Annotated in this window: 18 protein-coding genes; 9 read left to right on the top strand and 9 right to left on the bottom strand. The window is 57.0% G+C overall.

The window, feature by feature from the left end; genetic code table 11:
• Positions 1-71: 71 nt before the first annotated feature.
• The 3 genes from ACJ69_RS02355 to hutI are packed head-to-tail and all read right to left on the bottom strand — an operon-like array spanning position 72 to position 2,984.
• The gene (locus ACJ69_RS02355) at positions 72-806 is read right to left on the bottom strand and encodes a histidine utilization repressor (protein WP_023310841.1); all 735 of its coding nucleotides are present in this window, start codon (positions 804-806) and stop codon (positions 72-74) included.
• Between the two features lie 19 nt (positions 807-825).
• A complete protein-coding gene (hutG, locus tag ACJ69_RS02350) occupies positions 826-1,764 on the bottom strand; it encodes a formimidoylglutamase (RefSeq protein WP_059346365.1) in 939 nt (312 codons plus the stop codon).
• On the bottom strand, positions 1,761-2,984 hold the full coding sequence (gene hutI, locus ACJ69_RS02345) for an imidazolonepropionase (protein WP_059346364.1): 1,224 nt from the start codon (positions 2,982-2,984) through the stop codon (positions 1,761-1,763). The genes hutG and hutI overlap by 4 nt, the downstream gene beginning before the upstream one ends.
• A 226-nt stretch (positions 2,985-3,210) precedes the next feature.
• Between hutI and ACJ69_RS02340 the strand changes: the two genes are divergently transcribed.
• Positions 3,211-4,494, top strand: a complete 1,284-nt coding sequence (locus ACJ69_RS02340) for a putative acyl-CoA thioester hydrolase (RefSeq protein WP_029741919.1) — start codon at positions 3,211-3,213, stop codon at positions 4,492-4,494.
• 87 nt (positions 4,495-4,581) lie between these two features.
• Here the strand turns inward: ACJ69_RS02340 and pgl are convergent, their stop codons facing one another.
• Positions 4,582-5,577: a 6-phosphogluconolactonase gene (gene pgl, locus ACJ69_RS02335; RefSeq protein ID WP_059346363.1), complete on the bottom strand. Its 996-nt coding sequence runs from the start codon at positions 5,575-5,577 to the stop codon at positions 4,582-4,584.
• Positions 5,578-5,717: 140 nt separating this feature from the next.
• On the opposite strand from pgl, the gene ACJ69_RS02330 reads away from it, so the two are divergent.
• A complete protein-coding gene (locus tag ACJ69_RS02330; RefSeq protein WP_059346362.1) occupies positions 5,718-6,536 on the top strand; it encodes a pyridoxal phosphatase in 819 nt (272 codons plus the stop codon).
• Here ACJ69_RS02330 and modC read toward each other — a convergent pair whose 3' ends face one another.
• The 4 genes from modC to ACJ69_RS02310 all read right to left on the bottom strand — a co-directional run bounded on the left by modC (position 6,537) and on the right by ACJ69_RS02310 (position 9,388).
• Positions 6,537-7,595 carry a molybdenum ABC transporter ATP-binding protein ModC gene (gene modC, locus ACJ69_RS02325; protein ID WP_045403804.1) on the bottom strand — a complete coding sequence of 353 codons (1,059 nt, stop codon included), beginning with the start codon at positions 7,593-7,595 and terminating at the stop codon, positions 6,537-6,539.
• Between the two features lie 2 nt (positions 7,596-7,597).
• A complete protein-coding gene (gene modB, locus ACJ69_RS02320) occupies positions 7,598-8,287 on the bottom strand; it encodes a molybdate ABC transporter permease subunit (protein ID WP_033144966.1) in 690 nt (229 codons plus the stop codon).
• Positions 8,287-9,060, bottom strand: a complete 774-nt coding sequence (gene modA / locus ACJ69_RS02315; protein ID WP_059346361.1) for a molybdate ABC transporter substrate-binding protein — start codon at positions 9,058-9,060, stop codon at positions 8,287-8,289. The genes modB and modA overlap by 1 nt, the downstream gene beginning before the upstream one ends.
• Before the next feature lie 178 nt (positions 9,061-9,238).
• Positions 9,239-9,388, bottom strand: a complete 150-nt coding sequence (locus tag ACJ69_RS02310; RefSeq protein ID WP_023310811.1) for an AcrZ family multidrug efflux pump-associated protein — start codon at positions 9,386-9,388, stop codon at positions 9,239-9,241.
• Positions 9,389-9,515: 127 nt separating this feature from the next.
• On the opposite strand from ACJ69_RS02310, the gene modE reads away from it, so the two are divergent.
• From modE to gpmA, 7 genes are all read left to right on the top strand, one after another.
• A complete protein-coding gene (gene modE / locus ACJ69_RS02305; protein ID WP_054830225.1) occupies positions 9,516-10,304 on the top strand; it encodes a molybdenum-dependent transcriptional regulator in 789 nt (262 codons plus the stop codon).
• A 67-nt stretch (positions 10,305-10,371) separates the two neighbouring features.
• Positions 10,372-11,844 carry a molybdate ABC transporter ATP-binding protein ModF gene (gene modF, locus ACJ69_RS02300; protein WP_059346360.1) on the top strand — a complete coding sequence of 491 codons (1,473 nt, stop codon included), beginning with the start codon at positions 10,372-10,374 and terminating at the stop codon, positions 11,842-11,844.
• 201 nt (positions 11,845-12,045) lie between these two features.
• A complete protein-coding gene (gene galE / locus ACJ69_RS02295) occupies positions 12,046-13,062 on the top strand; it encodes a UDP-glucose 4-epimerase GalE (RefSeq protein ID WP_023334950.1) in 1,017 nt (338 codons plus the stop codon).
• Positions 13,063-13,071: 9 nt separating this feature from the next.
• On the top strand, positions 13,072-14,118 hold the full coding sequence (galT, locus tag ACJ69_RS02290; RefSeq protein WP_059346359.1) for a galactose-1-phosphate uridylyltransferase: 1,047 nt from the start codon (positions 13,072-13,074) through the stop codon (positions 14,116-14,118).
• A gap of 5 nt (positions 14,119-14,123) precedes the next feature.
• A complete protein-coding gene (galK, locus tag ACJ69_RS02285) occupies positions 14,124-15,272 on the top strand; it encodes a galactokinase (RefSeq protein WP_029739550.1) in 1,149 nt (382 codons plus the stop codon).
• On the top strand, positions 15,266-16,306 hold the full coding sequence (gene galM / locus ACJ69_RS02280; RefSeq protein WP_054830224.1) for a galactose-1-epimerase: 1,041 nt from the start codon (positions 15,266-15,268) through the stop codon (positions 16,304-16,306). The genes galK and galM overlap by 7 nt, the downstream gene beginning before the upstream one ends.
• 206 nt (positions 16,307-16,512) lie before the next feature.
• On the top strand, positions 16,513-17,265 hold the full coding sequence (gpmA, locus tag ACJ69_RS02275; protein ID WP_023310804.1) for a 2,3-diphosphoglycerate-dependent phosphoglycerate mutase: 753 nt from the start codon (positions 16,513-16,515) through the stop codon (positions 17,263-17,265).
• Between the two features lie 61 nt (positions 17,266-17,326).
• Here the strand turns inward: gpmA and aroG are convergent, their stop codons facing one another.
• Entirely contained in the window at positions 17,327-18,379 is a 1,053-nt protein-coding gene (aroG, locus tag ACJ69_RS02270) for a 3-deoxy-7-phosphoheptulonate synthase AroG (protein WP_024908788.1), read from the bottom strand.
• Positions 18,380-18,629: the final 250 nt, after the last annotated feature.

Raw genomic sequence — 18,629 nt, 5'->3', positions numbered from 1 at the left:
ACACACAAGGTCAGATTTAACAAAAAAGATACAATTTTGTTATATTGCGTTAGCGATCACGCTTATAAAACTTATGACATGAAGTGGCCCTGCAGCCGGTAGCGATTCCCCGGGAAAAGCAGCCGGGCATGCGACACAATGTGCGACGAGGACCAGGTCCGACGGCGGATCAGCAGGCATGGATCGTGCTCTTTAATGCGTAGCCTTTCACACTCCTGCGGCGTGGCGCGCACGGCCTCCACAATGTGCTCCCCTTCCGTCAGCGGTGCGACGAGCGAGAGATAAGCATGCGGCGTGGTCTGGGTGTAATCCTGGTTCAGATAGTCCGGTATCCGCTCAGCGTTAACGCAGCGATCTTCAATCTGCACCGGAATGTCGTTTTCGAAATGCACCATCACGGAGTGGAAAATGCGGCTTCCCTCCTTGACGTTAAGCTCTGTGGCCTGCTCGGCGCTGGCCTGGGTCTCTTCGAGCACCAGCACCTCACAGCGGTGCTGATGATTACGCGCGGCTATCTCGTCCGCAATGCTGCGGATTTCAAACAGGGCAGATTGTCCTTTCGGTTCCGCCACAAACGTCCCCACGCCCTGCAGGCGCACCAGAAGCCCTTCGTCAGTCAGCTCGCGCAGCGCCCGGTTGACGGTCATCCGGCTAAAACCAAACTGCGCCACCAGCTCGGCCTCCGAGGGAATGCGATCGTGCGGGCGCCAGACGCCGGTAGCGATTTTTTCGCTAATTGCCTGCTTCACCTTTTCATAGAAAGGCGCGGGAGGGCTCGACTGCGGCAGAGGTGAGCGTGAAAACATCGTGACTCCTTGAATAGTGTTATGCCCACCAGTGAGCAATTTGCCAGGCCAGGCGGGCGGCGAGCTTAGCGCCCTGCCCGTCCCGATCGTACTGCGGGTTAAACTCTACCAGATCGGCGGCCTGTAGCTTACCGCTACGGCAGATTTGTTCGATAACCGGGAGAAGATCCAGCGCCGGTATGCCTAACGCAGCCGGTGCGGACACGGCAGGCATTTCGCTGGCGGGCAGGACGTCCAGATCGATCGTCAGATAGATACGATCGGCCTGCGCCAGCACCCTTGCCAGGGCGGATAGCGCATCGCGCCTGAAATGGAGATCTTCCACCAGCGTGACGTTCAGGCGTTCGGCCTCATCCCACAGCGCCAGCGTGTTCGCCGCCCGGCTCACGCCAAAGCAGGCATAGTGAAATTCTCGCCCGCGCTCATCGCAGTAGCGCGCCAGCTGGCGAAACGGGGTGCCGGATGTGGCCCGGTCGGCCTTGCGCAGATCGAGATGGGCATCAAGGTTGATAATGACAACCCGCTCGTTCGGGAAGGCGTCCAGCACGCCGCGACCGTGCGCCCAGGCGGTTTCGTGACCGCCGCCAAACACCAGCGTGCGCATCCCGGACTGCTGACAGGCCGTGACGGCATCGCTTAACGCCTGCTGTGCCGCTTCCAGCTCGCCGCCTTCAACGTACACCGAGCCCATATCCGCCAGCCGGTCATGCCCCTGATGGCTTGCCATATTTGCCAGCGCTTTTCGCAGCATATCCGGTGCCTGCACGGCGCCGGGCCTGCCCTGATTGCGTTTTACCCCTTCATCACATTCAAAGCCTATCAGCGCGATGCCGGATGCAAGCGGCGTGAACTGGCCCTGCTGCTTTATCGTCTGGAAAATGCGCTTTGCACTGCTGGCCTCGGCACTGTCGTCGCGCCCCTGCCAGACGGTTTCGGCTACGGGCCGCCATAACCTCATACTGCCTCCCCACGGAAAATACGTTGATAAAGCGGGTTGCGTCCCGGCTCGTAGACCATCTCAACCGGATGATGAGCATCCCAGACGATAAAATCGGCGACAAACCCTGCCCGCAGCTGCCCGTGGGTTGCGCCACGGCCCAGCGCCTGCGCGGCATGCCGCGTGACGCCAGCCCAGGCCTCTTCAGGCGTCAGGCCAAACTGGACGCAGGCCATGTTCATCGCCAGGTGCAGGCTCGCAAACGGGCTGGTGCCGGGGTTATAGTCGGTGGCGACCGCCATCGGCACGCCCTGTTTTCTGAGCCGTTCAACCGGCGGGCGCTGGCGCTCCTGAAGAAAATAGAACGCACCCGGCAACAGGACGGCAACCGTGCCGCTTTCCGCCATCGCCTGAACGCCTGCGTCGTCGAGATATTCAATATGATCGGCGGAAAGGCCCTTGTACTGGCTGACCAGCGCCGCGCCGCCCTGATTCGACAGCTGTTCGACATGCCCTTTCACCGGGATACCCAGCGCGGCGGCGGCCTTGAAGAGGCGCTCGGTTTGCGACGGGGTAAAGCCGACGTTTTCACAAAACACGTCGACTGCTTCATATAACTCTTTTTGCCACAGCGTGGGCAGTATCTGCTCACAGACCAGCGTGAGGTAGGCATCCGGATCCTGCCGGTATTCCGGCGGAACCGCATGGGCCGCCAGCAGCGTTGGGCTGATATCGATCGGATTATTGCGGCCCAGCTGGCGGGCAACCTGCAGCATCTTCTCTTCGGTCTCGGCGTTGAGCCCGTATCCCGATTTGATTTCAACGGTCGTCACGCCTTCATTCATTAGACGCTGGAGCCGCTGCTGCGCCAGTTTCAGCAAGGTTTCGGCTGAGCTGGTGCGCGTCGCCGTCACGGTAGCGTTAATCCCGCCCCCCTGGGCGCTGATTGTTTGATAAGAGACGCCGTTCAGACGCAGCTCCCACTCCGCCGCGCGGTCGCCTCCAAACACCAGGTGGGTATGGCAGTCAATCAGGCCAGGCGTGACCAGACGTCCCTGAAGATCGACACAGTGTCGGTGTCCGGAAGGAATGTCAGATTCAGGGATCGCGGCCAGAACAGTGTGGCCGCGCACGACCAGGGCGTGTTGCTCTTTCAGTCCATAAGGCGCAGGTACGTCCGGCGCCATCGTAGCCAGTCGCGCATTTCGCCATATTACATCGTCGGGATGAATCTGCTGCATGGGGCATTCCACTTGTCTTAGGTTGTATAGACATTTATTTGCATCCACCGTCTACTGTCAACCGCCTTGACTGAAAATGTTATTTATTTGTGATCACTTACCTGCCGCTGCTGGGCTAAAAATGCAACTTTTACCCTTTTTATCTTCCCGTTTCGCTCAACTTAGTATAAAAAAGCAGGCTATTTCGTCTATCCCGTTTAAGACTTGCATACCCAGGAGCTCTACCTTGAACATTTCCAGGATTTCCCGTCTGGCGTTAGCACTCGCCTTTGGAGTGACCTTATCCGCATGCAGTTCAACACCACCGGATCAGCGTCCATCTGAGCAGGTTGCGCCCGGTACCGCCTCCCGCCCGATTTTGTCCGCTGATGAAGCGAAGAACTTCGATCGTGCGCACTACTTCTCGGCGATGGATCCTAACGCTGCGCCGTGGACACCGTCTTCTATTAACCTGCCTAAACAGCCTGACTTCGTGGTTGGCCCGGCGGGTGCGCAGGGCGTAACGCATACCTCTATTCAGGCTGCGGTTGATGCGGCCATCACTAAACACAGCGCGTCTCGCCAGTACATCGCGATCCTGCCGGGTGAATATGAAGGCACCGTGTATGTTCCGGCGGCCCCTGGCAGCATTACGCTTTACGGTCTGGGCGAAAAAGCGATCGACGTAAAAATTGGCCTGGCGATTGATTCCGAAATCGACAGCAACACCTGGCGTCACCTGGTGAACCCGGCCGGTAAATATATGCCGGGTAAACCGGCGTGGTATATGTTTGATAACTGCCAGAGCAAGCGTTCCGCCACCATTGGCGTGATGTGCTCGGCGGTGTTCTGGTCTCAGAATAACGGTCTGCAGCTGCAGAACCTGACCATTCAGAATACCCTGGGCGACAGCGTTGATGCAGGTAACCACCAGGCCGTTGCGCTGCGTAGCGATGGCGATCAGGTGCAGATTAACAACGTCAATATTCTGGGTCGTCAGAACACCTTCTTCGTGACCAACAGCGGCGTGCAGAATACCCTGCAGAACAACCGCCTGACCCGTACCCTGGTGACCAACAGCTACGTTGAAGGTGACGTGGATCTGGTGTCCGGTCGCGGCGCGGTGGTGTTTGATAATACCGATTTCCGCGTGGTGAACTCACGCACTCAGCAGGAAGGTTACGTGTTTGCTCCGGCAACCCAGTCTAACCTCTTCTACGGCTTCCTGGCCGTGAACAGCCGCTTTAATGCTGCCGGTGACGGCGTAGCGCAGCTGGGACGCTCCCTGGACGTGGACTCTGCGACCAACGGCCAGGTCGTGATTCGCGACAGCGTGATCAACGAAGGCTTCAACATGGCGAAGCCGTGGGCTGATGCCGCGATCTCCAAACGTCCATTCTCCGGCAATACCGGTGCGGTGGATGATAAAGGGAACGTGCAGCGCAACCTGAACGACGCTAACTTCAACCGCATGTGGGAATACAACAACCGCGGTCTGGGTAGCAAAGTGGTTGCTGAGCCGAAGCAGTAAGCTGTTTTGCCGGGTGGCGGCTTCGCCTTACCCGGCTTACAGAGATAAAAAAACCTCGCATTCGCGAGGTTTTTTATTTTTAGCCGCTTAGTGAGCGTTTACCACGACCCACATTGGCCCCTGGCCTACGGCATAACGCCCTTTCTCTTCCAGCAGCCCCTGCTCGCCTTTAATTTCATACAGCGCGATATGGTGGGATTTCTGCCCCGCCGCAATCAGGTATTTACCGCTGTGATCGATATTAAAGCCGCGCGGCTGGGTTTCCGTTGGCTGGAACCCTTCAATCGCCAGCACGCTGCCGTCTTCAGAGACGCTAAAGACGGTAATCAGGCTGGAGGTACGGTCGCAGGCGTACAGATGGCGGCCATTTGGCGTAATGTGGATATCCGCCGCCCAGCGGGTATCGGAGAAATCAGACGGCATCATGTCCAGCGTCTGCACGCACTCAATCTGACCGTTTGGATCTTTCAGCTCCCATACGTCCACAGAGCTGTTCAGCTCATTGACCACGTAGGCGTACTGCTGGTTCGGATGGAAGACCATATGGCGCGGACCGGCGCCTTCAACGGTGGTCACTTCGGCAGGATTCTGCGCCACCAGGTGACCATCGTCGCTCAGGGTGAACAGGCAGATACGATCCTGCTTCAGCGCAGGCACCCACAGCGTGCGGTTATCCGGCGTGATATTCGCCGAGTGGCAGCCTTCAAGCCCTTCCACCACATCCACGGTTTCGATCGGAATGCCATCTTCCAGACGCGTTACGCTGACGCAGCCCGCGTTATAAGAGCCGCTGAAGACAAAGTTGCCTTTACGATCGGTCGAGATATGGGTTGGGCTGCCCGGCAGTGGTGCTTCGGCAGTGTACGTCAGCGCGCCATCGTCCGGAGAAATGCGATAGGCCAGCACGCGGAACTCCGGGCGCACACCCACGTACAAGAAACGTTTATCCGGGCTGATGACCATCGGTTGCACCTGGCCTGGCACGTCAACAACCTGAACCAGCGTGAGTGTCCCTTCGGTATTTAAACGCCAGACGTGGATCTGCTGGCTTTCAGGACTGGCGGTATAAACGGTTTGTTTCATGAATATTCACTCCTCACTGCGCATGAAAGTAGTTAACTTTTGACGGTGAATGCTGAATTGTCGACAGGAATTTTGAAGCGTTCGCCTCTCGGTGTACCATCCCATCAAAACGTAAATTCAATATTAACCCTGGAAAACAGATGACCTCGCGTGTGATTGCTCTGGATTTAGACGGTACCTTACTGACGCCGCAAAAAACCCTTCTCCCCTCCTCCCTTGAGGCGCTTAAACGCGCGCAGGAAGTGGGATATCAACTCCTTATCGTAACGGGTCGACATCACGTTGCCATTCACCCTTTTTATCAGGCACTGGCTTTAGATACACCTGCAATTTGTTGTAATGGCACTTATTTGTATGATTATCAGGCAAAAAAGGTTTTAGCCTCCGACCCGCTGCCGGTTCCCCAGGCGCTGCAGCTGATCGAGCTGCTGGATGAGCATTCCGTTCACGGCCTGATGTACGTGGATAACGCGATGGTGTACGAGCGCCCTACTGGCCATGTGGTGCGCACCAGCAACTGGGCGTTGTCCCTGCCTGAAGCGCAGCGTCCGGTCTTTACCCAGGTTTCCTCCCTGCGTCAGGCCGCCCAGGACGTTGAGGCCATCTGGAAATTTGCCCTGACGGATGAAGACACCGCCAAACTGAATACCTTCGCAAAACACGTGGAACAAACGCTGGGTCTGGAGTGCGAATGGTCCTGGCATGACCAGGTGGACATTGCCCGCAAAGGCAACAGCAAAGGCAAGGGCCTGACGCAGTATGTGGAATCACAGGGCGGGTCGATGCGTGACGTGATCGCCTTCGGCGACAACTACAACGACATCAGCATGCTGGAAGCCGCCGGTACCGGCGTGGCGATGGGCAATGCCGACGACGCGGTAAAAGCCCGCGCCAACGTGGTGATTGGTGACAACACCACCGACAGCATCGCACAGTACATTTACACCCACCTGCTGTAATCAGGCGGTGATCGAGACGCTCTTAATTTGCGCGTAAAGCCACAGGCCGGGTTTGATCCCTAACTCATCCCTTGCCCACGGGCTGATGCGCGCCCAGAGCGTCCTGCTGCCGACTTCAAGCTTCACTTCCACCTGACCGTTATCATCAAAACACTCCGCGACTTTGGCGCGCAGAATATTTCGAATACTGGTTTGCAGCGGCGGCTGCAGCACCAGCGAGACGTCCGACGCCTGGATGCGGATCCGCAGCGCGGACTGTAGCGGTTTGTCGATCTTATTGACCCACAGATGCTGGTCGCCCAGCGCCAGGGCGGTCATTGCGTAGTGTGGATGGTGTTCCAGAACGCTCACTTTCAGGATGCTGCTCTGCTGCTCCCTGGGTAGCCACGGGTGCATTACGCTGCTGCCCCACACCTCTTCCAGGTTGCCGAAGGCCTTCACGCTGCCCTCTTCCAGCACCAGCACCCTGTCGGCCAGATGGAGGATCTCATCCAGCGAATGGCTGACGTAGAGCATCGGAATATTAATTTCGCGCGTCAGGCGCTGTAGATAAGGCAGAAGTTCGCGTTTACGCGGAATATCGAGCGAGGCCAGCGGTTCGTCGAGCAGCAGCAGCTCGGGGGCGGTGAGCAACGCGCGGCCAATGGCCACACGCTGTTTTTCTCCGCCGGAGAGCGACGATGGCAGCCTGTCAAGCAGAGGCTCAATGCCTAACAGCGTCACCAGCTTGTCAAACTGCCCGGCCATGCTTTTCGCCATGCCGTAACGCAGGTTGCCGCGCACGCTGTAGTGCGGGAACAGGCGCGCGTCCTGGAAAACATAGCCGATGCGGCGTTTATCCGGCGAGAGGTAAATTTTGTTCTCCACGTCATTCAGGACGCGGTCATTCAGGACAATACGGCCAGACTGCGGGCGGGTCAGGCCGCTGATGGCATTAATCAGCGACGTTTTTCCCGCCCCCGACACGCCAAAGATGGCGGTGATACCGCTTGCCGGCAGCGTCTCGTTAAGCGTCAGGGTATGGTTTCCCAGCGTCTGGGTGAAATGGAGTTCCAGCATGCTTATTTCCCCATCCGCTCGCGGCTGAGCCGCGCCAGCCATTCAGACACCATCAGCGATACCAGCGCCAGCACAATTGAAATAATACACAGCCGCGCCGCCGCGCCTTCACCGCCCGGCGTTTGAATCAGAGTGTACATTGCCGACGGGATGGTTCGCGTCTCGCCGGGGATGTTCGACACAAACGTGATCGTCGCGCCAAACTCGCCCAGCGAGCGGGCAAAGGCCAGCACCGTCCCGACAATAATGCCCGGTAGCGTAAGCGGGAGCGTGATGGTGAAAAAGACGCGCCAGCGCCCTGCGCCCAGCGTACGGGCCGCCTGTTCGAGCTTCATGTCCACGCCTTCCAGCGCGAGGCGTATCGCCCTCACCATCAGCGGGAATGACATCACCGCCGCCGCCAGCACCGCACCGCGCCAGCTAAACGCAAACGTCAGCCCAAACCAGTCGTAGAGCTTCTCGCCGATAAAACCGCGTCGCCCCATCGAAATCAGCAGCAGGTAACCGACCACCACGGGCGGCAAAACGAGCGGAAGATGCAGCACGCTGTCGAGCAGCGTTTTGCCGGGAAACTGACAGCGAACCAGTAGCCAGGCAAAAAAGATCCCAAAGGGCAAACTCAGCGCAACCGCCAGGGAAGAGACTTTTAGGCTCAGCAGAACAGCCTGCCATTCAGGATCGGTCAATATCATCAGTGAGTCGTAAATCCATAACGTTTAAAGATTGCGGACGCCTCCGGCCCTTTCAGGTAATCGCGGAAGGCCGTCACGGCCGCATTTTTATGTCCATCAACAATCGCAACAGGATATTCCACTTTCTTGTGGGAGTCTTCCGGGAACGTTGCGACCACTTTTACACCTTTACTGGCAACGGCATCAGAGCCATACACAATGCCCAGCGGGGCTTCGTTGCGCTCAACCAGCGCCAGCGCGCCGCGCACGTCTTCCGCCGGGGCCAGCTTCGGTGACAATGTCTCCCATGCACCCAGCTTTTGCAGCGCTTCTTTGGCATAAATCCCGGCCGGAACGTGCTCCGGGTCGCCCACCGCCAGACGGCCACCGTTCAGCAGGCTCGTCCAGTTGGTCTCTTTATTGATGGTGATGTCTGCCTGCGCGCTGGTTTTTGGCGCCACGACAACCAGGCTATTCCCAAGCAGCGTTTCGCGGGTTGTCTCATCAATCGATTTCTTCTCCGCCGCGTAATCCATCCACTTCTGGTCAGCCGAGATGAACAGATCCGCCGGTGCGCCCGCTTCTATCTGGCGCGCCAGCGTCGAGGAAGAGGCAAAAGAGGAGACCACCTCGACGTTTTTCTCTTTTTTATACGCCGCCGCGATGTCCTGCAGCGCGTTGGTCAGCGACGCCGCGGCGAAGACCGTGATTTTACCTTCGTCCGCCAGCGCGTGTCCGGTAAGTGAAAGCGTCAGCGTTGCCCCTGCGAAAAGGCGTACCCATGAACGTGCCATCTGTAACTCCTGTGAGTAGCGTTATATACATATTAATATAACGGTAACGTCAGGGAGATCCCAGCGTTTAATCGTACCGCTCAAGGGGTAAACCGGCGTGATGCGTTAAATAATATCGGCGTAAACGGGAAAATCTTGAGAGCAAAACGCCCGGACTCGCCGGGCGTTTTGTGGGGAATCAATGCTGCTTTTTAGCCTGGTCTTTGTGACCAATGTTCGAAAAGACGTTGAACACTTCACCCAGGCCGTAGATGGCACCGAGGATGATGGCCATCACTACTGGTACCATGATCACGGCGAATACCAGACTTTTCAACAACTCTAACATGGTTTTCTCCAGATATTGTGAATGACTCATTCTACCTTTTCAAGTGAGAAAAGCATCCCCTTTTGTGCGGTACCCTTTGCGCCCTGCACCATTTGGGTCACAATACTCTTTTTGCCAGGACACTGTTATGCAGGCCGAAATTCTCCTCACTCTACGACTTCAGCAAAAGCTTTTCGCCGATCCGCGACGTATCGCCCTGCTTAAACAAATAGAACAAACGGGCTCGATTAGCCAGGGGGCGAAAAACGCGGGCATCAGCTACAAAAGTGCATGGGACGCCATCAACGAAATGAACACCCTGAGCGAACAACCGCTGGTGGACAGAGCCACAGGCGGCAAAGGCGGCGGCGGTGCGATCGTGACGCGCTATGGCCAGCGCCTTATTCAGCTTTACGATCTGCTGGCCCAGATCCAGCAAAAGGCGTTTGACGCGTTGAGCGACGACGATAACGTTCCGCTGGACAGCTTGCTGGCCGCCATTTCCCGCTTCTCGTTACAAACCAGCGCCCGCAACCAGTGGTTTGGTACGGTGACGGCGCGCGACAATCACCAGGTACAGGAGCATATTGAGATCCTGCTTGCCGATGGCACCACCCGTCTGAAAGCCGCAATAACGGCGCAGAGCGCAGAGCGGCTTGAGCTCGATGAAGGTAAAGAGGTGCTGGTGCTGCTGAAAGCGCCGTGGGTCAATATCACGCGCGATCCCGACGCCGCAAAGGCGGCCGATAACCAGCTCCAGGGCGCAATTAGCCATATCGAACGCGGCCAGGCGCAGTGCGAAGTGCTGATGACCCTGGCAGACGGGCAACAGCTTTGCGCGACGATACCGCTTAGCGAAGCGGAAGGTTTAGAAGAAGGTTCTGTCGTTACCGCCTGGTTCAACGCAGACCGGGTGATTATCGCCACATTGTGCTGAGCGCATTGACAATCGCGCCGACAGTGCGTATCCCTGATATCTATTGCTGCAAAAACAGGGATAAATCATGTCATCATTGCATATTTCGCAAGGCACGTTTCGTCTTAGCGATACCCGAACGCTGACGATTGCTGATTTGACGATACGCGCGGGTGAAAGCTGGGCGTTTGTCGGCACTAACGGCAGCGGTAAATCCGCGCTGGCCCGCGCGCTGGCCGGCGAGCTCCCCCTCCTCAAGGGCGAATACCAGAGCGATTTTACGCGCCTGACGCGCCTGTCATTTGAACAACTGCAAAAGCTGGTAAGCGACGAGTGGCAGCGCAACAACACCGATTTACTCAGCCCTGGCGAAGAAGATACCGGCCGTACGACGGCGGAAATTATTCAGGATGAGGTGAAAGATCCCGCCCGCTGTCAGCGCCTGGCAGAACGGTTCGGCATCACCGCCCTGCTGAACCGGCGCTTTAAATACCTTTCTACCGGCGAGACGCGAAAAACGCTGCTTTGCCAGGCGCTGATGAGCGAGCCCGAGCTGCTTATCCTCGACGAACCGTTTGACGGTCTTGACGTGCAGTCCCGTGCGCAGCTGGCGGCCCTGCTGGAATCGCTTAATCAGCAGGGATATACCCTGGTTTTGGTGCTTAACCGCTTCGATGAAATTCCGGACTTTATTCAGCACGCAGGCGTACTGGCTGACTGTAACCTGACCGAGACCGGTGAAAAAACAGCGCTGCTCAAGCAGGCGCTCATTGCCCAGCTCGCGCACAGTGAACAACTCGACGGTATAACCCTACCGGAACCTGACGCCCCTTCGGCCCGCCATGCGCTCGATCCCCACCAGCCGCGCATCGTGCTGCGGGATGGGATTGTCTCTTATGACGATCGCCCGATCCTCAACCGTCTTAGCTGGACGGTCAATCCCGGCGAACACTGGCAGATTGTCGGCCCTAACGGCGCGGGAAAATCCACGCTGCTGAGCCTTATCACCGGCGATCACCCGCAGGGCTATAGCAACGATCTGACGCTGTTTGGTCGGCGTCGCGGCAGCGGCGAAACCATCTGGGATATTAAAAAACATATCGGCTACGTCAGCAGCAGCCTGCATCTGGATTACCGGGTCAGTACCACGGTACGCAACGTGATCCTTTCCGGGTATTTTGATTCCATCGGTATTTATCAGGCGGTGTCGGACAAACAGCACAAGCTGGCCCAGCAGTGGCTGGATATCCTGGGCATGGACAACCGGGTCGCTGACGCGCCGTTTCATAGTCTGTCGTGGGGGCAGCAGCGCCTGGCCCTGATCGTTCGCGCGCTGGTGAAACACCCTACGCTTCTGATCCTCGACGAACCGCTGCAGGGACTCGATCCGCTGAATCGACAGCTTATCCGCCGCTTTGTGGACGTGCTGATTAGCGAAGGTGAAACGCAGCTGCTGTTCGTTTCACACCATGCCGAAGATGCCCCCGCCTGCATCACGCATCGCCTGGAGTTTGTTCCCGACGGTGAGGGTTATCGCTACCTTCTCAGCAACGTCGATTAACCGTGGAGGGCTCTGCCCTCCTCTTTTTCAGATAACTTGCATCAATACATCGCTATCTCTTTGATCTAGAATGCTCGGAGTCATTGTAAAAGCGAGTGTGAAAACGAGTGTAAACGATTCCACTATTTTATCCCATGTCACACTTTTCGCGTCTCTGTTATGCTATGGTTATTACATACCATAAGCCCAATGGAGCGAAATATGCGAGTTCTGGTAACAGGTGGTAGCGGTTACATAGGTAGTCATACCTGCGTGCAACTGCTGCAAAATGGTCACGACGTCATCATCCTCGACAACCTGTGCAACAGTAAGCGCAGCGTGCTGCCGGTGATTGAACGTCTTGGCGGTAAACAACCGACTTTCGTGGAAGGCGACATCCGCAACGAAGCGCTGATGACCGAGATCCTTCACGACCATGCCATCGAAGCGGTGATCCACTTCGCGGGTCTGAAAGCGGTCGGTGAATCCGTTGCGAAGCCGCTTGAGTATTACGACAACAACGTCAATGGTACCCTGCGTCTCATCTCCGCCATGCGTGCGGCCAACGTCAAAAACTTTATCTTTAGCTCCTCCGCCACCGTCTACGGCGATCAGCCCAAAATCCCTTACGTTGAAAGCTTCCCGACCGGTACACCGCAAAGCCCGTACGGCAAAAGCAAGCTGATGGTGGAGCAGATCCTGACCGACCTGCAAAAAGCGCAGCCGGAGTGGAGCATCGCGCTGCTGCGCTACTTCAACCCGGTCGGCGCGCATCCTTCTGGAGACATGGGTGAAGATCCGCAGGGCATCCCGAACAACCTGATGCCGTATATCGCGCAGGTTGCAGTGGGTCGCCGCGACTCGCTGGCAATTTTTGGCAATGACTACCCTACCGAAGACGGCACCGGCGTGCGCGACTACATCCACGTGATGGATTTGGCCGACGGTCACGTTGCGGCCATGCAGCAGCTGGCCAACAAACCGGGCGTACATATTTACAACCTCGGCGCCGGGGTCGGCAGCAGCGTGCTGGACGTGGTTAACGCTTTCAGCAAAGCCTGCGGTAAGCCGGTGAACTACCACTTCGCTCCGCGTCGTGATGGCGACCTGCCTGCTTACTGGGCCGATGCCACCAAAGCCGACAAAGAGCTTAACTGGCGTGTGACGCGCACGCTTGATGAAATGGCACAGGATACCTGGCACTGGCAGTCACGCCACCCGCAAGGCTATCCGGACTAAGGATCCGTCATGACGCAATTTAATCCCGTCGATCATCCGCATCGTCGTTTTAACCCGTTAAGCGGGCAATGGATTTTGGTTTCTCCGCATCGCGCCAAGCGCCCCTGGCAGGGGGCGCAGGAGACGCCTGCAAAACAGACGCTGCCACAGCACGACCCGGACTGCTTCCTCTGTCCGGGCAACACGCGCGTCACCGGAGACAAAAACCCTGACTACAAAGGCACCTTCGTCTTCACCAACGATTTTGCCGCCCTGATGACCGACACGCCGGACGCGCCGGAAAGCCACGATCCGCTGATGCGCTGCGAAAGCGCGCGCGGAACCAGCCGCGTGATCTGCTTTTCGCCCGATCACAGCAAAACGCTGCCGGAGCTGAGCGTGGACGCGCTGAAAGAGGTCGTCAGCACCTGGCAGGCGCAAACCGCAGAGCTTGGGCAGCGCTATCCGTGGGTGCAGGTGTTCGAAAACAAAGGCGCGGCGATGGGCTGTTCAAACCCGCACCCGCACGGCCAGGTCTGGGCGAACAGCTTCCTGCCTAACGAAGCCGAGCGTGAAGACCGTCTGCAGAAAACGTATTACGCGGAAAACGGTTCGCCGATGCTGGTGGATTACACCCAGCGCGAGCTGGCCGACGGCAGCCGCACCGTGGTGGAAACTGAACACTGGCTGGCCGTCGTCCCTTACTGGGCCGCCTGGCCGTTTGAAACGCTGCTGCTGCCGAAAGCGCACGTGCAGCGCATCACCGATCTTAGCGACGCGCAGCGCGACGACCTTGCCCTGGCGCTGAAAAAGCTCACCAGCCGTTACGACAACCTGTTCCAGTGCTCCTTCCCGTACTCCATGGGCTGGCACGGCGCCCCGTTTAACGGCGAAGAGAATCAACACTGGCAGCTGCACGCCCATTTCTATCCGCCGCTGCTGCGCTCTGCGACGGTACGTAAATTTATGGTGGGCTATGAAATGCTGGCGGAAACCCAGCGTGACCTGACGGCGGAACAGGCGGCAGAACGTCTGCGAGCCGTTAGCGACGTCCACTATCGCGAATCAGGAGTCTAAAAAAAATGAGTCTGAAAGATAAAACCCAATCCCTGTTTGCTGAGAAATTTGGCTACCCTGCCACCCACGTTATCCAGGCGCCAGGCCGCGTTAACCTGATCGGTGAACACACCGACTATAACGACGGTTTCGTGCTGCCGTGCGCCATCGATTACCAGACCGTCATCAGCTGCGCGAAGCGCGACGACCGTAAAGTACGCGTGATTGCGGCGGATTACGGTAATGAGACGGACGAGTTTTCCCTCGATGCCCCCATTGTGACACACGACAGCCAGCAGTGGTCTAACTACGTGCGCGGCGTGGTGAAACACCTTCAGAAGCGCAACAAGAACTTTGGCGGTGCGGATTTAGTTATCAGCGGCAACGTGCCGCAGGGTGCGGGCTTAAGCTCCTCTGCGTCTCTGGAAGTCGCCGTAGGTACCGTGTTCCAGCAGCTTTATCATCTGCCGCTGGACGGCGCACAAATCGCCCTGAACGGTCAGGAAGCAGAAAACCAGTTCGTGGGCTGTAACTGCGGCATTATGGACCAGCTGATCTCCGCGCTGGGCAAAAAAGAGCATGCCCTGTTAATTGACTGCCGCTCGCTGGGAACCAAAGCCGTTCCCCTGCCAAAAGGCGCGGCTGTGGTGATCGTCAACAGCAACTTTAAGCGCACGCTGGTGGGCAGCGAATACAACACCCGCCGCCAGCAGTGCGAAACCGGCGCCCGCTTCTTCCAGCAGCCTGCCCTGCGCGACGTAACGCTCAATGAATTTAACAAAGTGGCGCACGAGCTGGATCCGGTTGTCGCCAAACGCGTTCGTCACGTGCTGACGGAAAATGCCCGTACCGTTGAAGCCGCGTCCGCGCTGGCGAAAGGTGACCTGAAACGCATGGGTGAGCTGATGGCGGAATCTCACGCCTCCATGCGCGATGATTTTGAAATCACCGTTCCGCAGATCGACACCCTGGTGGACATCGTTAAGGCCACCATCGGCGACAAAGGCGGCGTGCGCATGACGGGCGGCGGTTTTGGCGGCTGCATCGTTGCGCTGGTGCCAGAAGAGCTGGTCCCTGCCGTACAGGATGCCGTGGCGAAGCAGTACGAAGCAAAAACGGGCATCAAAGAAACCTTCTATGTTTGTAAAGCATCACAAGGAGCCGGACAGTGCTAAACGAAACACCTACCCTTGCACCGGATGGTCTGCCGTATCGCCTGTTAACCCTGCGCAACAGCGCGGGGATGGTCGTTACGGTGATGGACTGGGGGGCAACCCTTCTTTCTGCCCGCGTACCGATGCCGGACGGCAGCGTGCGCGAGACTCTGCTCGGCTGCGCCTCGCCTGAGCAGTACATCAATCAGTCCGCCTATCTGGGCGCGTCCGTTGGTCGCTATGCTAACCGCATCGCGAAGAGCCGTTTTGAACTCGACGGCGTGCAGTACACCCTGCTTCCAAGCCAGGGTGAGAACCAGCTGCACGGCGGTCCGGACGGATTCGATAAACACCGCTGGAAGATTGTCCGTCAAAACGATGGCGAAGTGCTGTTCTCGCTGGATTCGCCTGATGGCGATCAGGGCTTCCCGGGGAACCTTGTCGCGTCCGCGCGCTTTACGCTGACCGACGACAACCGTATCGCCATCGAATACCGTGCGACGGTCGATAAGCCGTGTCCGGTCAACCTGACCAATCACGCATATTTCAACCTGGACGGTAGCCAGTGCGACGTTCGCAACCACAAGCTGCAGATCCTGGCGGATGCGTATCTGCCGGTTGACGAGATGGGCATTCCGCATCAGGGCCTCAAAGACGTGAGCGGCACCAGCTTTGACTTCCGCAGCGCTAAGACCATCGCCCAGGATTTCATGAGTGATGACGATCAGCGCAAGGTGAAAGGCTACGATCACGCTATCCTGCTGCAGGCCAAAGGCGATGTGAAACAGCCTGCCGCGCAGGTCTGGTCTGCGGATGAGAAACTGCAGATGACGGTTTATACCACCGCCCCTGCCCTGCAGTTTTACTCAGGCAACTACCTCGGCGGCACGACGGCGCGCGAACACGATGAGTACAGCGACTGGCAAGGCCTGGCGCTGGAGAGCGAGTTCCTGCCGGACAGCCCGAACCATCCGGAATGGCCACAGCCGGACTGCGTGCTGCGCCCAGGTGAAGAGTACGTGAGCGTGACGGAATATCATTTTATTCCGCATTAATATCCAGCCCTCCCTCAGGAGGGCTTTTTTCTGCGCGCCTTGCTGAAAATAGCGCCGATCGCAGACAAAATCATAACCCTGGATTCACAAGCATCTTACACTCAGAGACTATTTTCGCTATGGTTAGGGTTAAGCGTTGCTGGTGGCACGGCCACGGCAATATAATGAGAATTGTTATCATTCTAAAAATGCTTGAGGAGTAAGAGATGGCTATAACTAAGCTGGTCCTGGTGCGTCACGGCGAAAGCCAGTGGAACAACGAAAACCGCTTTACCGGTTGGTACGACGTTGATCTGTCTGAGAAAGGCGTAAGCGAAGCAAAAGCAGCAGGTAAACTGCTGAAGGAAGAAGGCTTCAGCTTTGATTTTGCTTACACCTCTGTGCTGAAACGTGCCATCCACACCCTGTGGAACGTGCTGGACGAACTGGATCAGGCCTGGCTGCCGGTTGAGAAGTCCTGGAAACTGAACGAACGTCACTACGGTGCGCTGCAGGGTCTGAACAAAGCGGAAACCGCTGAGAAATATGGCGACGAGCAGGTTAAACAGTGGCGTCGCGGCTTCGCAATCACCCCACCAGAGCTGACCAAAGATGACGAGCGCTACCCGGGCCACGACCCGCGTTACGCGAAGCTGACCGACGCTGAGCTGCCAACCACCGAAAGCCTGGCGCTGACCATCGACCGCGTTGTGCCTTACTGGAACGAAACCATTCTGCCACGCCTGAAAAGCGGCGAGCGCGTGATCATCGCGGCTCACGGTAACTCCCTGCGTGCGCTGGTGAAGTACCTGGACAACATGGGTGAAGACGAAATCCTCGAACTGAACATCCCAACTGGCGTACCGCTGGTGTATGAGTTCGACGAAAACTTCAAGCCAATCAAACACTACTATCTGGGTAACGCAGAAGAGATCGCGGCGAAAGCAGCGGCTGTAGCGAACCAGGGTAAAGCGAAGTAATTTTCGCAAGGCATAAAAAAAGCGCGGAGCCTTCCGCGCTTTTTTATTTGTGCCAGATATTTTAGCCGCGACGCGCTTTTACCGCATTCGCCAGCTGACGCAGGATGGTATCGGTATCGTCCCAGCCAATGCAGGCATCGGTGACGCTTTTGCCATACACCAGCGGTTCGCTGCCTTCCAGGTTCTGGTTCCCTTCAACCAGATGGCTTTCGATCATCACCCCAATCACCGCCTTCTCACCGCCGGCAATCTGCTGGCAGACGTCTGCCCCAACTTCCATCTGCTTTTTAAACTGCTTGCTGGAGTTGGCATGGCTGAAATCGATCATCACCTGCGGTGGCAGCCCGGCTTTTTCCAGCCCGACCTTCACTTCTGCCACGTGTTTCGCACTGTAGTTTGGCTCTTTGCCGCCGCGCAGAATGATATGGCAATCACCGTTCCCGCTGGTGTTAACGATGGCGGAATGGCCCCATTTGGTTACGGACAGGAAGCAGTGCGGCGCACCCGCTGCGTTGATGGCGTCGATAGCCACCTTAATGGTGCCGTCAGTGCCGTTTTTGAAACCCACCGGGCAAGAGAGACCGGACGCCAGCTCGCGGTGCACCTGAGATTCGGTTGTGCGGGCACCAATTGCGCCCCAGCTCATCAGGTCTGCCAGGTATTGCGGCGTAATCATGTCGAGGAATTCACCGGCCGCTGGCAGGCCGCTGTCGTTGATCTCCAGCAGCAGCTTGCGCGCAATGCGCAGACCGTCGTTGATCTGGAAGCTGTTATCCATATGCGGATCGTTAATCAGCCCTTTCCAGCCCACGGTGGTGCGCGGTTTTTCAAAATAGACGCGCATCACTATTTCAAGCTCGTCTTTTAGCTCTTCACGGAGGGTGAGCAGACGGGCAGCGTACTCTTTCGCAGCTGCAGGATCGTGAATGGAGCACGGGCCAATCACCACCAGAAGACGATCGTCATTACCTTTCAGGATCTTATGGATCGCTTTACGAGCATGAGAAACCGTATTTGCGGCATTTTCAGTGGCGGGGAATTTCTCAAGGAGCGCTACAGGAGGTAATAACTCATTGATCTCTTTAATGCGTAAATCGTCGTTCTGATAATTCATTTTCTTTCCAGCTCTGCCATATCTTTAGTAATGAAAGCAATCCTTTCAATCTATCTTGTCGACCAGGAAGTGTAAACACGGTTTTACACTTCACGCAGATAATTCCTGGAATTCGCCTAAAAATCGCCACAAAATAGCGAAATATGAGATCTAACCTAAGCTTTTTAACTGTAACAACCAATTTTATACGTTTAAACGCGATTCCCTACTGACGTAAGTCCGTAAGGCGGAATCTTTCGCCTCAGAAAAA

The organism is Enterobacter asburiae, assembly GCF_001521715.1.
Lineage (GTDB): Bacteria > Pseudomonadota > Gammaproteobacteria > Enterobacterales > Enterobacteriaceae > Enterobacter > Enterobacter asburiae.
The sequence above is the reverse complement of the archived record's forward strand: the minus strand, read 5'-3'. Positions and strand labels throughout refer to the sequence as shown.

Excerpts from the sequence above, each read along its gene's own strand:
- ACJ69_RS02355 (WP_023310841.1), bottom strand. The coding sequence starts at position 806 with ATGTTTTCACGCTCACCTCTGCCGCAGTCGAGCCCTCCCGCGCCTTTC.
- hutG (WP_059346365.1), bottom strand. The coding sequence starts at position 1,764 with ATGAGGTTATGGCGGCCCGTAGCCGAAACCGTCTGGCAGGGGCGCGAC.
- hutI (WP_059346364.1), bottom strand. The coding sequence starts at position 2,984 with ATGCAGCAGATTCATCCCGACGATGTAATATGGCGAAATGCGCGACTG.
- pgl (WP_059346363.1), bottom strand. The coding sequence starts at position 5,577 with ATGAAACAAACCGTTTATACCGCCAGTCCTGAAAGCCAGCAGATCCAC.
- ACJ69_RS02330 (WP_059346362.1), top strand. The coding sequence starts at position 5,718 with ATGACCTCGCGTGTGATTGCTCTGGATTTAGACGGTACCTTACTGACG.
- modC (WP_045403804.1), bottom strand. The coding sequence starts at position 7,595 with ATGCTGGAACTCCATTTCACCCAGACGCTGGGAAACCATACCCTGACG.
- modB (WP_033144966.1), bottom strand. The coding sequence starts at position 8,287 with ATGATATTGACCGATCCTGAATGGCAGGCTGTTCTGCTGAGCCTAAAA.
- modA (WP_059346361.1), bottom strand. The coding sequence starts at position 9,060 with ATGGCACGTTCATGGGTACGCCTTTTCGCAGGGGCAACGCTGACGCTT.
- ACJ69_RS02310 (WP_023310811.1), bottom strand. The coding sequence starts at position 9,388 with ATGTTAGAGTTGTTGAAAAGTCTGGTATTCGCCGTGATCATGGTACCA.
- modE (WP_054830225.1), top strand. The coding sequence starts at position 9,516 with ATGCAGGCCGAAATTCTCCTCACTCTACGACTTCAGCAAAAGCTTTTC.
- modF (WP_059346360.1), top strand. The coding sequence starts at position 10,372 with ATGTCATCATTGCATATTTCGCAAGGCACGTTTCGTCTTAGCGATACC.
- galE (WP_023334950.1), top strand. The coding sequence starts at position 12,046 with ATGCGAGTTCTGGTAACAGGTGGTAGCGGTTACATAGGTAGTCATACC.
- galT (WP_059346359.1), top strand. The coding sequence starts at position 13,072 with ATGACGCAATTTAATCCCGTCGATCATCCGCATCGTCGTTTTAACCCG.
- galK (WP_029739550.1), top strand. The coding sequence starts at position 14,124 with ATGAGTCTGAAAGATAAAACCCAATCCCTGTTTGCTGAGAAATTTGGC.
- gpmA (WP_023310804.1), top strand. The coding sequence starts at position 16,513 with ATGGCTATAACTAAGCTGGTCCTGGTGCGTCACGGCGAAAGCCAGTGG.
- aroG (WP_024908788.1), bottom strand. The coding sequence starts at position 18,379 with ATGAATTATCAGAACGACGATTTACGCATTAAAGAGATCAATGAGTTA.